The organism is Altererythrobacter sp. KTW20L (genome assembly GCF_023501975.1).
Lineage (GTDB): Bacteria > Pseudomonadota > Alphaproteobacteria > Sphingomonadales > Sphingomonadaceae > Alteraurantiacibacter.
Genome location: NZ_JAMFLH010000006.1, coordinates 189913 through 209508, shown reverse-complemented (window position 1 = coordinate 209508; position 19596 = coordinate 189913). Strand labels below are relative to the sequence as shown.

Annotated in this window: 17 protein-coding genes; 10 read left to right on the top strand and 7 right to left on the bottom strand. The window is 64.3% G+C overall.

Annotation, left to right across the window (positions count from 1 at the left end):
• Nucleotides 1-7 precede the first annotated feature (7 nt).
• Nucleotides 8-982, top strand: a complete 975-nt coding sequence (thrB, locus tag M3P36_RS08010) for a homoserine kinase (protein WP_249702722.1) — start codon at nt 8-10, stop codon at nt 980-982.
• A complete protein-coding gene (gene rnhA / locus M3P36_RS08005; protein ID WP_249702721.1) occupies nt 979-1425 on the top strand; it encodes a ribonuclease HI in 447 nt (148 codons plus the stop codon). Before thrB ends, rnhA begins: the two co-directional genes overlap by 4 nt.
• 4 nt (nt 1426-1429) lie before the next feature.
• Here the strand turns inward: rnhA and M3P36_RS08000 are convergent, their stop codons facing one another.
• Genes M3P36_RS08000 through M3P36_RS07990 form a run of 3 tightly spaced genes read right to left on the bottom strand, consistent with a single transcriptional unit; the run spans nt 1430 to nt 3784 of the window.
• Entirely contained in the window at nt 1430-1606 is a 177-nt protein-coding gene (locus M3P36_RS08000) for a YegP family protein (protein ID WP_249702720.1), read from the bottom strand.
• Between the two features lie 49 nt (nt 1607-1655).
• On the bottom strand, nt 1656-2753 hold the full coding sequence (locus M3P36_RS07995; RefSeq protein WP_249702719.1) for an NAD(P)/FAD-dependent oxidoreductase: 1098 nt from the start codon (nt 2751-2753) through the stop codon (nt 1656-1658).
• The gene (locus M3P36_RS07990) at nt 2750-3784 is read right to left on the bottom strand and encodes an alpha/beta fold hydrolase (protein WP_249702718.1); all 1035 of its coding nucleotides are present in this window, start codon (nt 3782-3784) and stop codon (nt 2750-2752) included. Before M3P36_RS07990 ends, M3P36_RS07995 begins: the two co-directional genes overlap by 4 nt.
• 41 nt (nt 3785-3825) lie before the next feature.
• On the opposite strand from M3P36_RS07990, the gene M3P36_RS07985 reads away from it, so the two are divergent.
• From M3P36_RS07985 to M3P36_RS07955, 7 genes are all read left to right on the top strand, one after another.
• Nucleotides 3826-4317 carry an A24 family peptidase gene (locus tag M3P36_RS07985; protein WP_249702717.1) on the top strand — a complete coding sequence of 164 codons (492 nt, stop codon included), beginning with the start codon at nt 3826-3828 and terminating at the stop codon, nt 4315-4317.
• 98 nt (nt 4318-4415) lie between these two features.
• Nucleotides 4416-5465 carry a Flp pilus assembly protein CpaB gene (cpaB, locus tag M3P36_RS07980; RefSeq protein ID WP_249702716.1) on the top strand — a complete coding sequence of 350 codons (1050 nt, stop codon included), beginning with the start codon at nt 4416-4418 and terminating at the stop codon, nt 5463-5465.
• A gap of 98 nt (nt 5466-5563) precedes the next feature.
• Nucleotides 5564-7141: a type II and III secretion system protein family protein gene (locus M3P36_RS07975; RefSeq protein WP_249702764.1), complete on the top strand. Its 1578-nt coding sequence runs from the start codon at nt 5564-5566 to the stop codon at nt 7139-7141.
• 14 nt (nt 7142-7155) lie between these two features.
• Nucleotides 7156-7812, top strand: coding sequence for a CpaD family pilus assembly protein (locus M3P36_RS07970; protein WP_249702715.1), 657 nt, complete (start codon nt 7156-7158; stop codon nt 7810-7812).
• Between the two features lie 5 nt (nt 7813-7817).
• Entirely contained in the window at nt 7818-9110 is a 1293-nt protein-coding gene (locus M3P36_RS07965) for a pilus assembly protein CpaE (RefSeq protein ID WP_249702714.1), read from the top strand.
• Nucleotides 9111-9185: 75 nt separating this feature from the next.
• A complete protein-coding gene (locus M3P36_RS07960) occupies nt 9186-10157 on the top strand; it encodes a type II secretion system F family protein (RefSeq protein ID WP_249702713.1) in 972 nt (323 codons plus the stop codon).
• A 20-nt stretch (nt 10158-10177) separates the two neighbouring features.
• Complete coding sequence (locus tag M3P36_RS07955) at nt 10178-11176, top strand: type II secretion system F family protein (RefSeq protein ID WP_249702712.1); 999 nt, start codon at nt 10178-10180, stop codon at nt 11174-11176.
• A 75-nt stretch (nt 11177-11251) separates the two neighbouring features.
• Here M3P36_RS07955 and M3P36_RS07950 read toward each other — a convergent pair whose 3' ends face one another.
• From M3P36_RS07950 to M3P36_RS07940, 3 genes are all read right to left on the bottom strand, one after another.
• Complete coding sequence (locus M3P36_RS07950; protein WP_249702711.1) at nt 11252-11731, bottom strand: MarR family winged helix-turn-helix transcriptional regulator; 480 nt, start codon at nt 11729-11731, stop codon at nt 11252-11254.
• Between the two features lie 66 nt (nt 11732-11797).
• Nucleotides 11798-12676 (bottom strand): S-methyl-5'-thioadenosine phosphorylase, encoded by an 879-nt coding sequence (gene mtnP, locus M3P36_RS07945; protein ID WP_249702710.1) that lies wholly within the window; start codon nt 12674-12676, stop codon nt 11798-11800.
• A 20-nt stretch (nt 12677-12696) separates the two neighbouring features.
• A complete protein-coding gene (locus M3P36_RS07940) occupies nt 12697-13479 on the bottom strand; it encodes an SDR family NAD(P)-dependent oxidoreductase (RefSeq protein ID WP_249702709.1) in 783 nt (260 codons plus the stop codon).
• A 382-nt stretch (nt 13480-13861) separates the two neighbouring features.
• Between M3P36_RS07940 and M3P36_RS07935 the strand changes: the two genes are divergently transcribed.
• Entirely contained in the window at nt 13862-16861 is a 3000-nt protein-coding gene (locus tag M3P36_RS07935; protein ID WP_249702708.1) for a TonB-dependent receptor domain-containing protein, read from the top strand.
• 95 nt (nt 16862-16956) lie between these two features.
• Here M3P36_RS07935 and clpB read toward each other — a convergent pair whose 3' ends face one another.
• Nucleotides 16957-19536, bottom strand: coding sequence for an ATP-dependent chaperone ClpB (gene clpB, locus M3P36_RS07930; protein WP_249702707.1), 2580 nt, complete (start codon nt 19534-19536; stop codon nt 16957-16959).
• Nucleotides 19537-19596 lie beyond the last annotated feature (60 nt).

The window sequence follows — 19596 nt, the reverse complement described above, 5'->3', positions numbered from 1 at the left end:
TTTCCCCGTGGCCGTCTATACCCAGCTTTCGTCGCACGACCTGGCAGCACTTGTCGCGCATTACGATGTGGGCGAACTGGTCAGCGCCAAGGGCATTGCCGAAGGCGTGTCCAATTCCAACTGGCTGCTGGAAACCACCGGCAAGGACGGTAGCGGTGCGCGCTTCATACTGACGATGTACGAACGGCGGATCGACCTGGCAGACCTGCCGTTCTTCCTCGGCCTGCTCGATCACCTCGCCGCCAAGGGCTGCCCGGTCCCGCGCACGATCCATGATCGCGATGGCGCGGCCTCGCGCACAATCGGCGGCAAGGCCGTGGCGCTGATCGAGTTCCTGCCGGGCGTGTCGATCGACAAGCCGACGCCCGTGCAGGCGCGCAATGTCGGCCGGGTGCTCGCCCGGATGCACCTCGATGCGATGGATTTCCCCGCCACGCGGAAGAACGACCTCGACATTGCCACATCGGCCCGCGTGCTGGCGGAATGCGGCGCGGCGGAACTGGCGCGAATCGATCCGGCGCTTCCCGAAACCATCGGCCACGCCGCCATGGTCGCCGCCGCCTGGCCCAGCGGCCTGCCCCAGTCGGTGATCCATTCCGACCTGTTTCCCGACAACGTCCTGATGCGCGGGGCCGAGGTGACCGGACTGATCGACTTCTACTTCGCCTGCAACGATGCCATGGCCTATGATCTGGCCGTGACCCATGCCGCCTGGAGCTATGCCGATCATGGCTGCACTTTCCGGCCCGAAGTCGGCGAGGCGCTGGTGGCAGGTTATGCCGAGGTGCGCCCGCTTTCTGCCGAAGAACACGCTGCGCTGCCGCTGCTGGCCGAAGCAGCCTGCCTGCGCTTTGTCTCCAGCCGCGCGCAGGATTGGCTCGACACGCCAGCCGATGCCATGGTCACGCGCAAGGATCCGATGGATTTCGTGCGTCGGCTCGATTGCTATCGTGCCCGGGGCCCGGCTATCTTTTCGGCATGAAAAAGGTCGAGATTTTCACTGACGGGGCCTGCAAGGGCAATCCCGGACCGGGCGGCTGGGGCGTGTTGTTGCGGATGGGCAAGCACGAGAAGGAAATGGCGGGCAGCGAGCCCGATACCACCAACAACCGGATGGAAATGACCGCCGTCATCAAGGCGCTGGAAGCCCTGATCGAACCGTGCGAAGTCGTGATCCACACCGACAGCCGCTATGTGATCGACGGCATGACCAAGTGGATCGCAGGGTGGAAACGCAACGGCTGGATCAATTCGAGCAAGAAGCCGGTGCGCAATGCAGACCTGTGGCACGAGCTGATCGACGCGATCAAACGGCACAAGGTCGAATGGCAATGGGTCCGCGGCCACAACGGCCACGTGGAGAACGAACGGGTCGACCGCCTCGCCAGCGATGCCGCCAGCGAAGCGGGTCGAGCCGCGAGATGAACTCTTAGCTGTTGTCTTCGACCGGCGCGCCGGGGCCGTTCTTCTGGATCGAAGCGATGGCGTTCTTGGCGCTTTCCTTGCTGGAATAGCCTTCGGTCGAGAACATGATCTCGGAATTGTACTTGAAGCGCACGCGGAACTCGCCGGCCTTGTCCTTGTAGATTTCAAACTTGTGCGCCATGCGGCGATCCCCTTCTTCTAACTGCAGGCGTCCTCCTGCCGGACAAGGGCTAGCCAAAGCGGGCGGGAGAGTAAACACCTGCATCGATGGCTGCGGTCATGCCATCGCGCCCCTCACCGGTGAGCAGTTGCGCCGCCAGCCGCGCGGCGGCGGGCGCGGTCTGGATGCCGAAGCCGCCCTGCCCGGCAAACCAGAAAAATCGTGGCATATCAGGGTCCGGGCCATAGACCGGCAGCCGGTCGGGCGCGAAACTGCGCAGGCCCGCCCACTTGCGTTCGACCGCTTCGATTCGCCAGCCGACCACCTGCTGGAAGCGGTCGATGGCTATGGCCACGTCGATCTCCTCGGCCGCCACATCGCAGGCTGCGCTCGGCGTTTCGTCATGCGGGCTGAGCCACATCCGCGCGCCATCGGGCTTGAAATAGAACGATCCGTCGATCCCCAGCACCAGCGGCAGGGTGGGGTCTGGCGCGGGATCGGTGCGAAGTTGCACCACGGTGCGGCGATAGGGCGTGATCCCGACCGGGCGGCACCCGGCGATCCGCGCCACCTCGTCGGCCCAGGCCCCTGCGGCATTGACCAGCGTTCCGGCCGTCACCTCGGTCCCGTTTTCAAAGGCCAGCAACCAGCCCTCGCCGCTGCGTTCGGCGTAGACGAGCCGGTGGCCGGTGAGGAGCTTCACCCCGCCCCGCTTGCCCGCCGCCAGGTAATGCTGGTGCAGCGCGGCCACGTCGATATCGGCGCAAAGCGGCTCGCGGATGGCCGTGTGCCATTCGGGCAGGATGCCGGGGACCAGCGCCTCCATTTCGGCGCGCCCCACCCGTTCGATCGTCGCTCCGGTATCGGCAAAGGCCCGCTCGAAGGCATCGAGCGCGTCCTCCTGTCCATCGCGCGCGATATGCAATGCGCCACGCGGGCCCAGAAAGCCGCCCTGACGCAGCCACGGCCCCGAAGCCAGGGTCAGCGGCACGACCTTCGGGCCGCCATAACACTCGTCCCAGAACGCCGCCGAACGGCCCGTGGCGTGATAGCCCGGGAACTGCTCCGCCTCGGCCAGCAGGACCGAGCCATGCGCCGCCAGTTCGGCAGCAATCGAGGCACCGGCAATCCCGGCACCGATCACGGCAATATCGACATGCTTGCTCAAGAATTTACTATCCGGGTAAGAAAACTGTCGATCGCCGCCAGCGCCTTGTCCCGCACCGGATCGCACTCGCGCAGGATCTCGTGCGCGGCTTCGGGGCCCAGTTCAAGGAATTCCACATCGGGCAGGCGAGCGGCGGCGCGGCGGCTGGCGCGCCACGACACCAGCTTGTCGCCGGTGGTGGACAGCAGGAACACCGGCAGGCGCACCGCTTCCAGCACACCCGGCCGCGCCAGTTTCCGCATCGAGCGCGAAGCCGCATCGACCCAGCCCCAGCTCCCCGGACCCATCACCAGCTCTGCGCGGGTATCGCGCCAGTATCCCTCGTCGGCATAGCGGGCGGGATCATGGGTCAACAGGGCCTGCCGGTCGAGCGGCAGTTCGCCCGGCTTCTCGCTCCACTTCCACGCCGGTCGGCGCGGATCGCCCAGCATGGTCATCAGGCGCGATGCCGCGCCTTGCAGCCAAAGCGGCAGCCATTGCGGATGGACGCCCAGCATCGGGGTGGACAGGACCAGCGCGGCCGGTTCGGGCGAGAGCGCGTTCTCCGCCACTGCTCGCAGCACCAGGTGCCCGCCCATCGAATGGCCGGCCAGTACCAGCGGGCCCTGTTTGCCGGTGGCCCACTGGCTCCACAGCGCCGCCAGGTCATCCACCCAATGGGTAAAATCCCCTATGTGCCCGGTCACCGGATCATTGCCCAGGCGGCCCGATCCAGCCTGGCCGCGCCAGTCCGCCCCGCTGACCTGCCAGCCCTGCCGCCGCCAGTGTTCGAAGGTTTCCAGATATTTTTCATAGGCATCGCCCCGCCCGGCCATGAACAGGATCGCGCCGCGCGGGGGAGCCCCGGCGTCGGGCGCAGGCCAGTCGATCAGGCGGATCGCGTGCCCGTCTGCCGCGCGCCACTTGCGCTCGATCGCGCCGGACGGAATAGCCCGACGATCAAACTCTGTGCCGCTCTGCCCCGCCGCGTGATGAATACCAGCCTCCTGCCCGTGGTTACTATTTGGTAAGTGATGGCCGCTAGCAAGCATGCCGTGGGGAACCTGTTGGGGGGAACCCGTGGGGATTTACGATGCTGGACGATCCGATCAAGTACGGACTGCTTGCCATGTTGGCAATCGCGCTGCTGGTTGCAGCCTTCACCGATCTCAAGAGCCGCAGGATAGCCAACTGGCTGAACGGCGCGATCGCGCTGGGCGCCCCGGTATTCTGGTGGGCGAACAACATGGCCCTGTGGCCCGACGTGGCGATGCAGCTTGGCCTGGCCGTGACAACTTTCCTTGCCCTGTCGATCCTGTTCGCACTGAAGGCCATGGGCGGAGGCGACGTGAAGCTGCTGACCGCGCTGGCGCTGTGGATCGCGCCTGCCCATTTCCTCCAGTTGCTTATCATGATGGCGCTGGCAGGCGGCGTGCTGACCCTGGCCTTTGGCGGATGGCACATCATCCGCCGCCAGAAAGACAAGCTCGCCATTCCCTATGGCGTGGCCATCGCGGCCGCAGGCCTCTGGGTCATCGCCAGTTTTTACGTTCCGGCTTCCGCGCTCAACAGCCTTAACGGCTGAGTAACCGGGAAGCCGCCCCAGGAAACCTCATTTTAACCACTTGCGACCTATGCCGGACAAATCGTTCCGCAAGGACCACTAAGGGGGCTTGACGCACCATGGACAAGAAGAAGCTCATCCTGCTTGTAGGGGCGCTGATCATCGCGATCGGCACTGCCCTTGCTGCCCGGAGCATGTTTGCCGGCGACTCCGCCCCCGCAGTGGAAGCTGCTCCGGTCGAGCCCCAGGGACCCAAGGTACTGGTTGCCAAGCGCAGCCTGCCGCCGGGCACCATCATCACGGCAGACGCCATCGCGTTCCAGCTGTGGCCCGAAGAACTGGTGCAGGACGCCTATTTCATCGACGGCGAAGCCAACATGGAAGTGCTGCTCGGCACGGTGGTCCGCCACCAGGTTACGGCCGGCGAACCGGTGACCCAGGGCTCGCTCGTGGCTCCCGGCGATCGCGGCTTCCTGGCTGCGGCCCTTGGACCGGGCATGCGGGCAGTGACCGTGCCGGTGTCGGCACGGACCGGCGTGGGCGGCTTTGTCTTCCCGGGTGACCGGATCGACCTGGTGTTGACCCAGACCGTGGAAGGCGATGACGGCGCGGGCCTGCAGGCTTCGGAGACCATCCTCACCAACCTGCGCGTTCTGGCCACCGACCAGTCAACCGAGACCACCACGACCGACGACGGCCGTACCGTGGTCCGCGCGTTCCGCACGGTGACTCTGGAAGTTACCCCGCGTATCGGCGAGAAGATTGCCGTGGCCCAGACCATCGGCACGCTCAGCCTGTCGCTCCGTTCGATTGCGGACAACCAGACCGAGCTTGACCGTGCCATCGCTTCGGGTGCCGTTGAAATCCCCGAGGGCGCGAGCCGTTCGGAAGAGGAACGCCTGCTGCGCCAGGTGGCAAGCCGCCCGCGTGACGGAGCCACCACCTATGTAACCGGCGGCGACGTGTCGCGCTTCCAGCGCCGCACCATGCCGGCAACCGGTGCGAACGCTGCGCCTGCGGCACCCGTCATGGGTGTTCCGGGCGCCGCCCAGCCGGCCCGTCCGGTCGGGCCCAGCGTGCGGGTGACGCGCGGCAAGACCACGACCGAAGTGCCGGTGGCACGCGGCGAAGGCGCGCTGCTCGACCGGCCCGCCGGCACCACAAGGTAATGGCCATGACCCGCAAGAGCAATGCGCTGAGTGTAGACCAGATCGCCACTTCCACCGGATCCGCCGCCAGTCGCGGAACCACATCCAGGGGCAAGACAATGCAGAGCCGCCTTATCAAGTCCGTGCTGACCGCCGCCGTGGCGCTGGCACCGCTGGCTGCCATCCCGGCCGGTACGGCACAGGCCCAAACCACACAGGCCCAGTCCACCATCAGCCCGGCACAGGATATCGTCCTGTCGATCGGCCGGGGCGAACTGATCAACGTGCCGGGCAACATGGCCGACATCTTCGTCGCCAACGAAACGATTGCCGATGTCCAGGTGAAATCGCAGCGCCAGCTGTTCATCATGGGCCTGTCGGGCGGCCTGACCACGATCTACGCCAGCAACTCTGCCGGCGACATCATCTGGTCGGCCAATGTCCGCGTGGGTTCGAACATCGACAGCGTTGACCAGATGCTGGCAATGGCGATGCCGGAAGCCAACATCCAGATCGCTACGATGGGCACCAATACCGTGCTCCTGACCGGCACCGTGGCCGCGCCCGAAGACGCTGCCGAGGCCGAGCGCCTGGTGTCCGCCTTCGTGGGCGATGCCACCAATGTGATCTCGCGCCTGCGCATGGCTACACCGCTGCAGGTCAACCTGCGCGTCCGCTTTGCCGAAGTCAGCCGCTCGCTGGTCCGCTCGCTGGGCGCCAACCTGACCACGATCGACAGCTCCAGCGGCTTCCAGTTCGGCATCGGCCAGGGACGCCCGCTGGGTGCCACCTTCGCGCCTGGCACGGCGGTCTGCACCACGCCCACATGCGCAGTGACACTGGCTGACGGCACCGTGGTTCCCGGTACGGTTATCGACCGGATCAGCCCCGGCACCACGATTGGCGGCGTTACCCGCTTCCTGGGCCTCGATATCGGCGCCGCGCTCGACCTTGCCGAGCGCGAAGGCCTGGTGACCACCCTGTCGGAACCCAACCTCACCGCCCTGTCGGGCGAGACGGCCGAATTCCTCGCCGGTGGCGAATTCCCGATCCCGCTGAGCCAGGGCCTGGGCACCACCACCGTGGAGTACAAGAACTACGGCGTCAGCCTGGCCTATTCGCCCACGGTGCTGGCAAACGGCCGCATTTCGATGCGCGTCCGCCCCGAAGTGTCGGAACTGTCGAGCCAGGGGGCGGTCACACTCAACGGCTTCCAGATCCCGGCGCTGACGATCCGCCGTGCCGAAACCACGATCGAGCTGGGCTCCGGCCAGAGCTTCATGATCGCCGGCCTGCTCAGCAACAATTCGCAGAACACCATCGACCGGGTGCCGGGCGTGGGCGAGTTGCCGATCCTGGGCAACCTGTTCCGCTCGACCGAGTTCCGCCGCGGCGAAACCGAGCTGGTGATCATCGTGACGCCCTATCTCGTCCAGCCGGTCAACGACCGCGACATCCGCCTGCCTACCGACGGCTTCAACGCGCCCAACGCGGCCGAGCAGTTCCTGCTCAACCGCGAGCACAACGGCGTGAGCGGCCAGTTGCGTCCGATGCCGCGCGCTGCGGATGAAGGCCCCTCGACCAACCCGGCGATCGGCCTGATCGACCAGGGCGGCGAAGCCCTGGCCGGTGGCGCTCCTGCCGGACCCGACACCCGCACGGCCGAGGCTTCCACGCCCGGCTTCAGCCTGAACTGAGAGAGGTGACAGTGATGACCCTTTATACCAAACGCATCGGCACCACGGCTCTCGCACTCGTCATGGCCGCGGGCCTTTCGGCCTGCGCCACTCCGGGCGGCGGAATGACCAATGCCTCGCTCAACAGCGTCAACCAGCCGGTCGTGCAGCGCCACAACTACACGCTCGACCTGCGCGCCGACTCGACCGGGCTTTCCGTGCCCGAAATGTCGCGCCTGGCCGGCTGGTTCGAAGCCATGGACCTGGGCTATGGTGACCGCATCTCGATCGACGATCCGATGGCCAGCGCTGCGGTGACCGAGGACGTCGCCGCCGTTGCCAGCCGCTATGGCCTGCTGATCGAGGATACGGCTCCGGTCACGGTCGGCTTTGTCGATCCCGGTCATGTCCGCGTGGTCGTGACCCGCTCGACCGCCCATGTGCCGAACTGCCCCAACTGGTCGGGCAAGAGCAATGGCAACCTCGCCAATGCGACATCGGCCGGTTTCGGCTGCGCGGTGAACAGCAACTTTGCCGCCATGGTGGCCGATCCGCAGCACCTGCTCGAAGGCGCTGCAGGTTCCGGCGAGACCGTCGTGATGAGCTCGACCAAGGCGATCGAAACCTATCGCAATGCCCCGAACACGGGTGGCGGCGGCCTGCCGACCGTGTCCAGCTCGGAAGGGAGTTAAGTAGCATGAATGCTCCGTGGAAAGCCGGACCGATGGGCAACCGCGATCCGTTTGCCGCCTATATCTGCGACGAAGCCGCGCTCGACGTGCTGCGTCCGGTGGTGGTCGAAATGGGCTGGCAGCCCGAGAAGTGCAACAAGGGTGGCCTGCGCAACGCGGTCCAGTCGCTGTCGATCTCGGCCAGCCCGGCAATCCTGCTGGTTGACCTGTCGGAAAGCGGCGATCCGTTGAACGACATCCATGCCCTGGCCGAAGTCTGCGAGCCGGGCACGGTGGTGATTGCCACCGGCCAGGTCAACGACGTGCGCCTCTATCGCGACCTGCTGACCAGCGGGATCCACGACTACCTGCTCAAGCCGCTTTCGGCCGGCCAGCTGCGTGACGCGCTGACCAGCGCCCAGGCCGTCTTCTCGGCGCCCCGCGCGGCGGAAGGCGATGGCGACAAGCAGCACATTTCCACCGCCGTTGTCGGCGCGCGTGGCGGCGTTGGTGCCAGCACCATTGCAACTTCGATCGCCTGGCTGTTCTCGATGGAACACAAGCGTTCGACCGCACTGCTCGATCTCGACGTGCACTTCGGCACCGGCGCGCTGTGCCTTGACCTGGAACCGGGCCGCGGCCTGACCGACGCGATCGAGAACCCCAGCCGCATTGACGGCCTGTTCATCGAACGCGCCATGATCCGCGCGAACGACCGGCTGGCCATCATGAGCGCCGAAGCCCCGATCAACGCCCCGCTAATGACCGACGGAACGGCTTTCGTGCAACTGGCAGAGGAATTCCGCCAAGCGTTCGAGATGACCGTGATCGACCTGCCGCGCAACATGCTGATCAACTTCCCGCACCTTTTGTCCGAAGTGAACGTGGTGACACTGGTGACCGAGATGACCCTGGCATCGGCGCGCGATACAATCCGCATCCTGTCGTGGCTCAAGGCCAATGCGCCCAACGCCGAGCCGCTGATCGTGTGCAACAAGTTCCACGCCAGTGGATCGGAGATCAACCGTTCGGATTTCGAAGCCTCGATCGAGCGCAAGATCAACTACCTGCTGCCGTTCGACCAAAAGGCATCGGTCGGTGCTGCCAAGCTGGGCCAGACGCTGGCCGAAGCGAACAAGAACAACAAGGGGCTGGCCCCGCTGCGCGAGATGGCTGCCGCCATCGTGGGCGTAGCCAGCGATGACGGCGCAGGCCTCAAGGAAGCCGGCAAGAAGGGTTCGAAGTTCGACCTGATGTCGCTTCTGGGTTCGAAAAAAGACAAGGCCGACAAGGCTTCCGCAAACGCGACTGCCGGCTGATCCGGGTACGGTCGGCCTCCCCGGGGGCCGACCACCTGATCCGCTGTTCGGACCGCGAGAAAGCAAGGGCGAATTATGAGCATGTTCCAGCTATTGCTTGCCAGTGGAGGCCTGATGGGGGTCCTCATCCTGGGCTACATGCTCGTGGCCGGACCGTCGGCTTCCAAGCAGAGCCAGCGGCGCCTCGAAGCCGTGCGCTACCGCCACTCCGAAAGCACCGGGGTGAGGGTGGAATCGCAGCTCAAGAAGGCGATTGCCGCGCGCAAGCCCAAGCAGTTTGCCAAGGCCGGTTCGGGCTCGCGGGCAGAAGCGCTGGCGCTGCGGCTGGACCGTACCGGCATGCCGTGGACGGTGATCCAGTATTTCTATGCATCGCTAGGCCTCGGCCTGACCATCGCCGCGCTGATCTATCTCAAGACCGGCGCCCTGTTGCTCGCCCTGTCGGTTGGCCTGGTGGCCGGTGCCGGCCTGCCGCACTGGGTCGTCAACAAGCTGATCGAGCGGCGCACGAACGCCTTCACCTCCAAGTTTCCCGATGCGATCGAACTGCTGGTCCGTGGCCTGCGTTCCGGCCTTCCGGTCGGCGAGACGCTCGGCGTGGTGGCCAGCGAAGTGCCCGGCCCGGTCGGCGCCGAATTCCGCGCCGTCACCGAACGCATCCGCATCGGCCGCACGATGGAAGAAGCGCTGCAGGAAACCGCCAACCGGCTCGGCACCGCCGAATTCCAGTTCTTCGTCATTACCCTGGCGATCCAGCGCGAGACCGGCGGCAACCTGGCCGAAACGCTGTCGAACCTGGCCGAAGTGCTGCGCAAGCGCGCTCAGATGAAGCTCAAGATCAAGGCCATGAGCTCGGAATCGAAGGCCTCGGCCTATATCATCGGCTCGCTGCCGTTCATCGTGTTCGCCATGATCTACTGGGTCAATCCTGAATATGTCGGCGGGTTCTTCGAAGACCAGCGGCTGATCGTGGCCGGCCTTGGCGGGATGGTGTGGATGTCGATCGGCGCCTTCATCATGGCCAAGATGATCAACTTCGAAATCTGAGTGCGGGAAGGTAAGTTGACATGATTACTCCTGATGCCTCCCCTACCCTCCTTGGCGTGGACATCTACCTGGCCGGCACGGTCTTGGCCTGCATTGCCGCAGCCACTGTGTTCGTCTTCATCAATGCCGCAATCACCATCAGCGACCCGATGGTGAAGCGCCTGAAGGCACTCAACACCCGCCGCGACGAGCTCAAGACGGGCATGATCACGAGCAAGTCCAAGAAGCGCCAGAGCCTTGTCCGCCGGACCGACACCACGGACAAGATGAAGGAAGCCATGGAGGGCATGAAGGTCCTCCAGGAAAGCCAGGTCAAGATCATCCAGCAGAAACTGGCCCAGGCCGGCTTCCGCAACAAGGAACTGGCCGTCGTCGTGCTGTTTGCCCGCATGGTTCTGCCGGTCGTGATGGGTCTGATCGGCGTGGCCGTGTTCTACTGGTCCGACATGTTCCCTGAATGGGGCAGCATGAAGCGCTTCATGGGCTTCGCCGCTTCGATCATCCTGGGCTACAAGGGTCCGGAAATCTATCTCAAGAACATCGCGGACAAGCGCACCAAGGAAATCCAGAAGGGCCTGCCCGATGCGCTCGACCTGCTGGTGATCTGCGCCGAGGCCGGCTTGACGGTGGACGCGGCCTTCAACCGCGTGGCCAAGGAACTGGGCCGGGCCTATCCCGAACTGGGCGACGAATTCGCCCTGACCGCGATCGAACTGTCGTTCCTGACCGAACGCCGCCAGGCTTTCGAGAACCTCGCCTACCGCGTTGATCTCGATGCCGTGCGCGGGGTGGTCACCACCATGATCCAGACCGAACGCTATGGTACGCCGCTGGCTTCGGCCCTGCGCGTGCTGTCGGCCGAGTTCCGCAACGAGCGCATGATGCGCGCCGAGGAAAAGGCCGCCCGCCTGCCGGCGATCATGACCGTGCCGCTGATCCTGTTCATCCTGCCGGTGTTGTTCATCGTGATCCTTGGTCCGGCCGCCTGCTCGATTTCGGACGCTTTCGCAGCCAATTGACGAGCACAACAAAAAGGGGCCCCGCCGGACTGACCGGCGGGGCCCCTTTTGCTGTTGCGGCGGATCGCCCGGCTCCTAGCTTTCGCTGAAGTTCCCGCTATCGACCCCGTCGCTGTCCAGTTCGCCAACCTGTTCGCGCACACGATCAAGCAGGTGACGGAACTGTGAAAGTTCGTCCGGCTGGAAACCGGCGAACACGCGGCCTTCCATTTCCACCGCCAGCGGCATGATCAGGCCATGCATCTTGCGCCCGTCTTGGGTCAGGTCGAGGTGGTGCGAGCGGCCGTCCTGCGCATTGGGCGTGCGCGTGGCCAGGCCGCGTTCCTCCAGCACCTTGCAGGCGCGGTTGACGGCCACCTTGTCCATCAGCGTGCGCTGGGTCAGGTCGCGCTGGGTCAAGGCGCCCGAATCGCCCAGCACCGCCATCACGCGCCATTCCGGCACGCTGAGACCGAAACGCTGGCGATACTCCTGCGCAATCCGCCCGCTGACAGCGTTTGACGTGATCGAGAGCTGGTAAGGCAGGAACTTGGAGAGTGGTGTTGTCGGTTGCATGGGCAACCATTTGTTCCAGCCTGCAGCGCAATGCAAGCGCTTCGCACGATTTTTGCTATGGCTGACCTATTGTGAAACCGATGGCAGCCATCGGGCGGCAATTGCATCGAGCCGGGCGGTGGCCTCCCTTGTCCAGCCGCCCTGCGGGGTGACGATGGCCCGGTCAAGCACTGTATCGATCGGGCTGGGCGGGCGTTCTGCGGGCAGCAATCCGGCAATTGCCTGCAGAGTGCCCCGCGCCATATCGGCATTGGCAGCCACTACGGCGAGGATCTCCGCCACGTCCACATCGGCACCCGGATCCCGCCAGCAATCGTAATCGGTCACCATGCCCAGCAGGGCATAGGGCAGCTCGGCCTCGCGGGCGAGGCGCGCCTCGGGCATGGCGGTCATGCCGATAACCTGCGCGCCCCATGACCGGTAGAGCAGGCTTTCCGCGCGGGTGGAGAACTGCGGGCCTTCGATCGCCACATAGGTTCCGCCCTGGTGCACCGTAGCTCCGGCAGCGCGGGCAGCATCGGCAACCAGACCCGACAGGCGCGGGCAGACAGGATCGGCCAGCGGCACGTGGGCCACGATCCCGCTGTCGAAGAAGCTTGCGGCGCGGCCAGCGGTGCGGTCGATGAACTGCTCCACCGCCACGAAGCTGCCGGTAACAAGGTCTTCCTGCAGCGAGCCGATGGCCGACATGGCCAGCACATCGGTCACCCCGCAGCGCTTGAGCACGTCGATATTGGCGCGATAGTTGACCTTGCCGGGCAACAGGTGGTGGTGCGGCCCGTGGCGGGCGATGAAGGTGAACCGCACAGCGCCGATGCGGCCCATCGTGACCGGACCCGAAGGCTCGCCAAAGGCGCTGGCGACAGGAACTTCCTGCATGTCTTCCAGCACGCCGGGAGCATAGAGCCCCGAGCCGCCGATCACCCCGATATGCCAGTCGGCCATCTGCTCCTCCTGCCTGTGGATCAACGCGGTCCCATGCGGATGCCGCCGTCAAGCCGCACGCATTCGCCGTTGAAATAGCCGTTCTCGATCATGGTCAGCACCAGGTCGGCATATTCCTCGGGCTTGCCCAGGCGCTTGGGGAACGGAACCGCGGCAGCCAGGGCATCGGCCACGTTCTGCGGCAGCCCGGCCAGCAGTGGGGTATTGAAGATGCCCGGCAGGATGGTGTTGATGCGGATGCCTTCGGACATGAAATCGCGCGCGATCGGCAGCGTCATTCCGGCCACACCGGCTTTCGAGGCGGAATAGGCGACCTGCCCGATCTGGCCATCGACCGCGGCCACGCTGGCCGTGGTGACCATCGCCCCGCGCTCGCCATCTTCCCGCCCTTCGAGGTTCATCATGCCTGCAGCCGACTTGGCGACGCACTGGAAGGTGCCGACCAGGTTGACCTTCAGGGTCTTGAGAAACAGGTCCACCGGCATGTGCGAAGGCGTGCCGGTTTCCTTGTCGCGGCGCACGGCCTTGCCGATCGTGCCGATCCCGGCACAGCAGACCAGCACCCGTTCCTGACCGTGGGCGGCGCGGGCAGCGGCGAACCCGGCATCGACCGATGCCTCGTCGGACACATCGACACGGGCGAACATGCCACCGATCTCGGTAGCGACCGCTTCGCCACGCTCTGCATTGAGGTCGAACAGCGCGACCCGCACGCCCTTTGCCGCCAGCGCACGCGCGCTTGCTTCGCCCAGGCCGGATGCGCCGCCCGTCACCACTGCCGCAACTGTCGAATCAAGCTTCATGACCGATCGCTCTCCAAGACGCGGACTTCGAGCCCGCTTTGCCGATGTTCCCTATAGGCGCACGGACAAGGGTCAAGCCCGCCTCTTCTCCAGCTCTTTCTCTGGCCCTGAAGCGCTCTTTACGCCTCTGCAACCTATCTGTGGTTAAACTGCAACAGGACTGCAACAAAGCTGGCGCGAAAGTATAATTGGAATTGAAACTAGTTCGCCCTTCAAGCAGGTCCGATCCCAGCACTTTGCTATCCCTGTCTGGTCGCCCGGGGTTATCTTGCGATCAGATGGAACTGCCGATTTCCTGGCCGCCCTGCGGCCCTTTGATGGGGACTAACCTGTGAACTTTCGAACCGCTCTGAAGGGTGCGAGCGCACCCATTGCTCTTTCCGTGGCACTGTTGTCCGCTCCCGCCGTGGCGCAGGACGTGGACACCACCGGTGCTGCCGCCAGCGACGGTGGGGACATTATCTTCGTGACCGGCAGCCGCATCGCGCGCCCGGAAACGGACAATGCCGCGCCGGTCGTTTCGATCACCGCGCAGAACATCGAACAGTCCGGCCTGACCAACATCACCGAACTGCTCACGCAGACCCCTTCGCTGTTCAACTCGGAAGACAACTTCGACGCAGCAGGCTCTCAGGCCCGCTTCGGTGGCGCGGGCGTCAACCTTCTCAACCTGCGCAACCTGGGTGCAAAGCGCACGCTTGTCCTGGTGGACGGGCGTCGTCACGTCGCTGGCGCGCCGGGCGAAGCTGCGGTCGATATCAACACCATCCCGACCGCTCTGGTCGAGCGCATCGACGTTCTGACCGGCGGTGTTTCGCCCATCTATGGTGCGGACGGCGTGTCCGGCGTGGTCAACTTCGTCATGAAGGATGACTTCGAAGGCCTCGATTTCCGTGCGCAGCAGGGCATTTCTGACTTCGGTGATGCGGAAAGCACTTTCGTTTCGGCTACAGTCGGTCGGCAGGTCCACGGTGGACGCGGCAACATCGCCCTGTCCTATGAATTCCGCCGCGACGAGCGCGTGGCTTTTGGCGATCGCCCCAACGGCCGCTTCGACGCGCTGTTGCTGGTGCGCAACCCGGACGACCAGCCCGATGATCCCAACATCCCGGACAACATCCCGCTGCCGTTCATCGGCTGGGCGGATAGCGCGCCTGGCGGCGCGCTGGTCATCGACAGCAGTTTTGCAGCGGTGTTCCGCGGTGACGGCCAAGTATACAACCCCGGCACCTCCCTGCCCGGTTCCGGCTTCCGCTCGGCCGGTACGGCCAATACCGACGATACGCCTGTCGCCAGCTACCAGGGCGATCTTCAGGCGCAGACCGAACACCATAGCCTGAACTTTTTCAGCCATTACGATGTGACGCCAACCGTGCGCTTCTTCGCGGAAGGCAAGTATGTCGATACGCAAACCTTCACCATATCGCAGCCAAGCTTCGATTTCTTCACCTTCGTTTCCAACGACAATCCGCTGATTCCGCAGAACGTCCGCGATGCGGTGGATGCCATTGCGGCAATTGATGCGGCGAATGCAGGCGACGACGACTATGAGCCGATTGGTTTCGGCGGCGTTCTGTTCAACCGCGACAATTTCGACCTGGGCACGAGGGGCGAGTTTGTCGATCGCGAGGTGTTCCGCACCGTGTTCGGCATCGATGGCGATCTGACCGACAACGCCCAGTTCGAACTGAGCTACACTTTCGGCCAGAACAACACCAAGTACACCAGCCTGAACTACCGCATCGCAGACCGCTATTTCGCGGCTCTCGACGCAGTCGATGAAGGTCAGTTCCTCAACGGCACCCCTAACGGGAATATCGTATGCCGGGTCAGCATCGACGGTAGCGGGATCGTTGACAGCGGGAACTTCTCCTATGGCGAAGCTCCGCAGACCTTCGCTCCGCAGGATTGTGTGCCGCTCAACGTGTTTGGCGAAGGCGTGGCATCGCAGGCTTCACTCGATTTCATCAATGCCGATCTGCAGAACCGCTTCACAATCACGCAATATGTGGTGAACGGCTTCGTTACCGGTGACTTCGGACATCTGTTTGAGCTTCCCGGGGGAGCCATCGGCTATGCCTTTGGTGCAGAGTACCGGGAGGAGAGGAGCAAGTCGCTGTTCGACCCGATCTCGAAGCAGGTTGCTGACTTCGATCCGGACACCGGGGTAATGGCAGATCTTGCCTTGCTGGCCGACGAACGCGGCGCGTTCAATGTCTATGAGGCCTTCGGCGAGATCAACATCCCGCTGCTTGCCGACATGCCCCTCGCCCACCTGCTGGAGGTTTCCGCCTCTGCGCGTGTTTCAGATTATTCCATTTCCGGTTATGCCGATAGTTGGGCCGTGTCCGGTATCTATGCGCCGATCGAAGATGTCCGCTTCCGCGGCAGCTATTCCAAGTCCACCCGCGCGCCGAACATCACGGAACTGTTTGCACCGCGCACGGGAACATTCTCGTTTATCGAAGATCCGTGTGACCCGAACAATATCGACAACGGCACGGAATTCCGCGTGGCCAACTGCCGTGCATTGATCGAAGGTCTGGGAGCCGACTTCGACGATTACGATTACGAATCGGAAATCGATTCGAGTGCGTCGCTTCCCGGTTTCAATTCCGGCAACACCAATCTCGCGCAGGAGCGTGCGACCACCTGGACTGCGGGCGTAGTCGTCAGCCCGAGCTTCATCCCGAACCTCTACCTGAGCTTCGACTGGTTCGATATCGAACTCAATGAGGCAATCAACACCACCAGCCTGACAAGATTGGCGGAATTCTGCGTCGATTCGCCAAATCTCGACAATGTTTTCTGCCCACTCGTAGATCGAGCCCAGGGAACCGGTTATGTCGAGAGCTTCCAGCTTGCTCCGGTAAACGTGGCATTCTTCGAAACCAGCGGTGCCGACTTCACCGTCAACTATTCGACGAGACTCGGCGCAGGCAGCGCACTCTCCTTCCGCGGAACTGTCGGCTATCTCGACAAGCTGAACTTCCTGCCTGCCAATGGCGGCACGGTAAACGACGACCGTGGGGAATCGGGCGCTCCGAAGTGGAACGGCAATGCCGACCTCACCTGGAGCAACGACAACTGGAGCATCAACTATGGTCTTCAGTATATCGGGCGCCAGAGCCGCTACGCAAATGACGTGATCGCGGGCAACCCCGATATCGCTGCGCCGGAGTACATCTACTTCAATGAGCGCTTCATCCATGACGCGCGCATCCAGTACAACACGGCAGGTGAACGGTTCGGCGTCTATGCCGGTGTAAACAACTTCACCAACGAACTGCCGCCGCTGGGCTCGATCAATGCCCCGACCGGTTGGCTGGGCCGTTACTTCTATGCCGGCCTGCGTATCCGGACCGACGCGCTGTCCTTCTAAGGGCTGCGCAAGAAGTCAAAACCAATGTGAGGGGGCAGAGGAAACTCTGCCCCCTTTTCAATTTACAAGCCGGGATCCGTTGGTGACCTGATCGGTCAGGAGACCACCATCTCCAACGCACCGTCGCCCTCGTCGATCTTGACGGTCGAGCCATCGGGCACTTCGCCCTGCAGCAGCTTTTCGGCCAGGGGGTCGGACAGGTAGCGCTGCACCGCCCGCTTCAAGGGCCGTGCGCCATAGACCGGATCGTAGCCCACCCGGCCGAGCCAGGCGAGCGCGCCCTCTGTGAGGTCGAGCACGATCTTGCGGTCCTTCAGCAGCTTCTGCACCCGCCCGACCTGGATGGTAACGATGGGTGCCATGTGTTCCTGCGCCAGGCGGTGGAACAGGATGATCTCGTCCAGCCGGTTGAGGAATTCGGGCCGGAAATGCCCGCGCACCACGTCCATCACCTGCGGCTCCACGTCGGACACGCTCTGCCCGTCCGCCAGGTTGGCGAGATACTGGCTGCCGAGGTTGCTGGTGAGGATGATGAGGGTGTTGGAGAAGTCGACCACGCGGCCCTGCCCGTCGGTCAGGCGACCATCATCCAGCACCTGCAACAGCACGTTGAACACGTCGGCGTGGGCCTTCTCGACCTCGTCGAACAGCACCACCTGATAGGGGCGACGGCGCACGGCCTCGGTCAGCACCCCGCCCTCGTCATAGCCGACATAGCCCGGAGGCGCGCCGATCAGTCGGGCGACAGCATGCTTTTCCATGAACTCCGACATGTCGATGCGGACCATGGCGTTGTCATCGTCGAACAGGAATTCGGCCAGGGCCTTGGTCAGTTCGGTCTTGCCGACGCCCGTTGGGCCGAGAAACAGGAACGAGCCCAGCGGTCGGTTCGGATCCTGCAGGCCCGCCCGCGCGCGACGCACGGCCCTGGACACGGCACGCACAGCGTCGGCCTGGCCGATCACCCGCGCACCGATCACTTCCTCCATCCGCAGGAGCTTCTCGCGCTCGCCCGCCATCATCCGGTCCACCGGGATGCCGGTCCACTTGCTGACCACGCTGGCGATGTCGTCCTCGGTCACTTCCTCGCGCAGCAGTGCGTTTTCGGTGAGACCGGCAGCTTCGGCCAGCTGCTTTTCCAGCGCCGGGATCGTGCCGTATGACAGCTCGCCCGCGCGGGCGAGGTCGCCCTGCCGCTGGGCCTGTTCCAGTTCGATCCGCGCCTTGTCGAGGTCTTCCTTGATCCGCGCCTCGGCATGGATCTTGTCGCGCTCGTTCTGCCAGCGCGTGGTCAGCTCGCTCGACTGCTGTTCAAGGTTGGCCAGTTCCTCGCGCAGGGCGGCAAGGCGGTCCTTGGAGGCCGTGTCGGTTTCCCGGCCAAGCGCCGATTCCTCGATCTTGAGCTGGATGATCCGCCGGTCGAGGCCTTCGATTTCCTCCGGCTTGCTTTCCACTTCCATGCGGATGCGGCTGGCGGCCTCGTCCATCAGGTCGATCGCTTTGTCGGGCAGGAAGCGGTCGGCAATGTAGCGGTTGGAAAGCTGGGCTGCGGCCACGATGGCGCCATCGGTGATGCGCACGCCGTGGTGCAATTCGTACTTCTCCTTCAGCCCGCGCAGGATCGAGATCGTGTCCTCCACGCTCGGCTCGTCCACGAACACCGGCTGGAAGCGGCGCTGCAGGGCCGGGTCTTTCTCGACATATTTCTGGTATTCATCGAGCGTCGTCGCGCCGATGCAGTGCAGCTCGCCGCGGGCAAGCGCGGGCTTGAGCAGGTTGCCCGCGTCCATGCTACCTTCGCTCGCTCCAGCGCCGATCAGGGTATGCATCTCGTCGATGAACAGGATGATCTGGCCGTCGGCGCCCTTCACCTCATCGAGTACACTCTTCAGCCGTTCCTCGAACTCGCCGCGATACTTCGCGCCCGCGATCATGCTGCCGAGGTCGAGGCTCATCAGCGTGCGGTCCTTCAGGCTGTCGGGCACGTCGCCATTGGCGATGCGCAGCGCCAGCCCTTCGGCAATCGCGGTCTTGCCGGTGCCGGGCTCGCCGATCAGGACAGGGTTGTTCTTGGTGCGGCGGGCGATGATCTGGATCGTGCGGCGGATTTCCTCGTCACGCCCGATCACCGGGTCGAGCTTGCCGTCACGCGCGGCTTGCGTGAGGTCGCGGGCGAACTTCTTCATCGCATCATAGGTCGCCTCGGCATTGGCGCTGTCGGCGCTCTTGCCCTTGCGCAGGGCTTCGATGGCAGCGCTGAGCGTTTGCGGGGTGAGGCCCGCGCCCGCCAGCGCCTTGCCCGCCGCCGTGGTAGTGGCAAGCGCCAGGGCGAGCAGCATCCGCTCCACCGTGACATAGGCATCGCCCGATTTGGTGGCGAGCTGCTCTGCCTGGTCGAGCACACGCACGGCATCGTTATCCAGCCCCGGCGTCTGCTGCGCGCCCGAGCCCGAAACGGCCGGCACCTTGGCCAGCGCGGCATCGACGGCTGCAACGGCCAGCGGTGCGGAACCGCCCGCGCGGCTAATCAGCCCGGCGGCCATGCCTTCGCTGTCTTCCAGCAGGGCTTTGAGAATGTGGTCGGGTGTGATCCGCTGGTGGTTCATGCGGATCGCCACGGTTTGCGCGGCTTGCAGGAAGCCCTTGGCGCGGTCAGTGAATTTTTCGAGGTTCATGTCGTCTGGCCCCTTGGTCCCATTTCCACCCCAGATAGTGTTGCAATGTTGCAACACAAG

Bases quoted from the DNA above. Each gene is read 5' to 3' on its own strand.
- rnhA (WP_249702721.1), top strand. From the start codon at position 979: ATGAAAAAGGTCGAGATTTTCACTGACGGGGCCTGCAAGGGCAATCCC.
- M3P36_RS08000 (WP_249702720.1), bottom strand. From the start codon at position 1,606: ATGGCGCACAAGTTTGAAATCTACAAGGACAAGGCCGGCGAGTTCCGC.
- M3P36_RS07990 (WP_249702718.1), bottom strand. From the start codon at position 3,784: ATGCTTGCTAGCGGCCATCACTTACCAAATAGTAACCACGGGCAGGAG.
- M3P36_RS07985 (WP_249702717.1), top strand. From the start codon at position 3,826: ATGCTGGACGATCCGATCAAGTACGGACTGCTTGCCATGTTGGCAATC.
- cpaB (WP_249702716.1), top strand. From the start codon at position 4,416: ATGGACAAGAAGAAGCTCATCCTGCTTGTAGGGGCGCTGATCATCGCG.
- M3P36_RS07975 (WP_249702764.1), top strand. From the start codon at position 5,564: ATGCAGAGCCGCCTTATCAAGTCCGTGCTGACCGCCGCCGTGGCGCTG.
- M3P36_RS07970 (WP_249702715.1), top strand. From the start codon at position 7,156: ATGACCCTTTATACCAAACGCATCGGCACCACGGCTCTCGCACTCGTC.
- M3P36_RS07965 (WP_249702714.1), top strand. From the start codon at position 7,818: ATGAATGCTCCGTGGAAAGCCGGACCGATGGGCAACCGCGATCCGTTT.
- M3P36_RS07960 (WP_249702713.1), top strand. From the start codon at position 9,186: ATGAGCATGTTCCAGCTATTGCTTGCCAGTGGAGGCCTGATGGGGGTC.
- M3P36_RS07955 (WP_249702712.1), top strand. From the start codon at position 10,178: ATGATTACTCCTGATGCCTCCCCTACCCTCCTTGGCGTGGACATCTAC.
- M3P36_RS07950 (WP_249702711.1), bottom strand. From the start codon at position 11,731: ATGCAACCGACAACACCACTCTCCAAGTTCCTGCCTTACCAGCTCTCG.
- mtnP (WP_249702710.1), bottom strand. From the start codon at position 12,676: ATGGCCGACTGGCATATCGGGGTGATCGGCGGCTCGGGGCTCTATGCT.
- M3P36_RS07940 (WP_249702709.1), bottom strand. From the start codon at position 13,479: ATGAAGCTTGATTCGACAGTTGCGGCAGTGGTGACGGGCGGCGCATCC.
- clpB (WP_249702707.1), bottom strand. From the start codon at position 19,536: ATGAACCTCGAAAAATTCACTGACCGCGCCAAGGGCTTCCTGCAAGCC.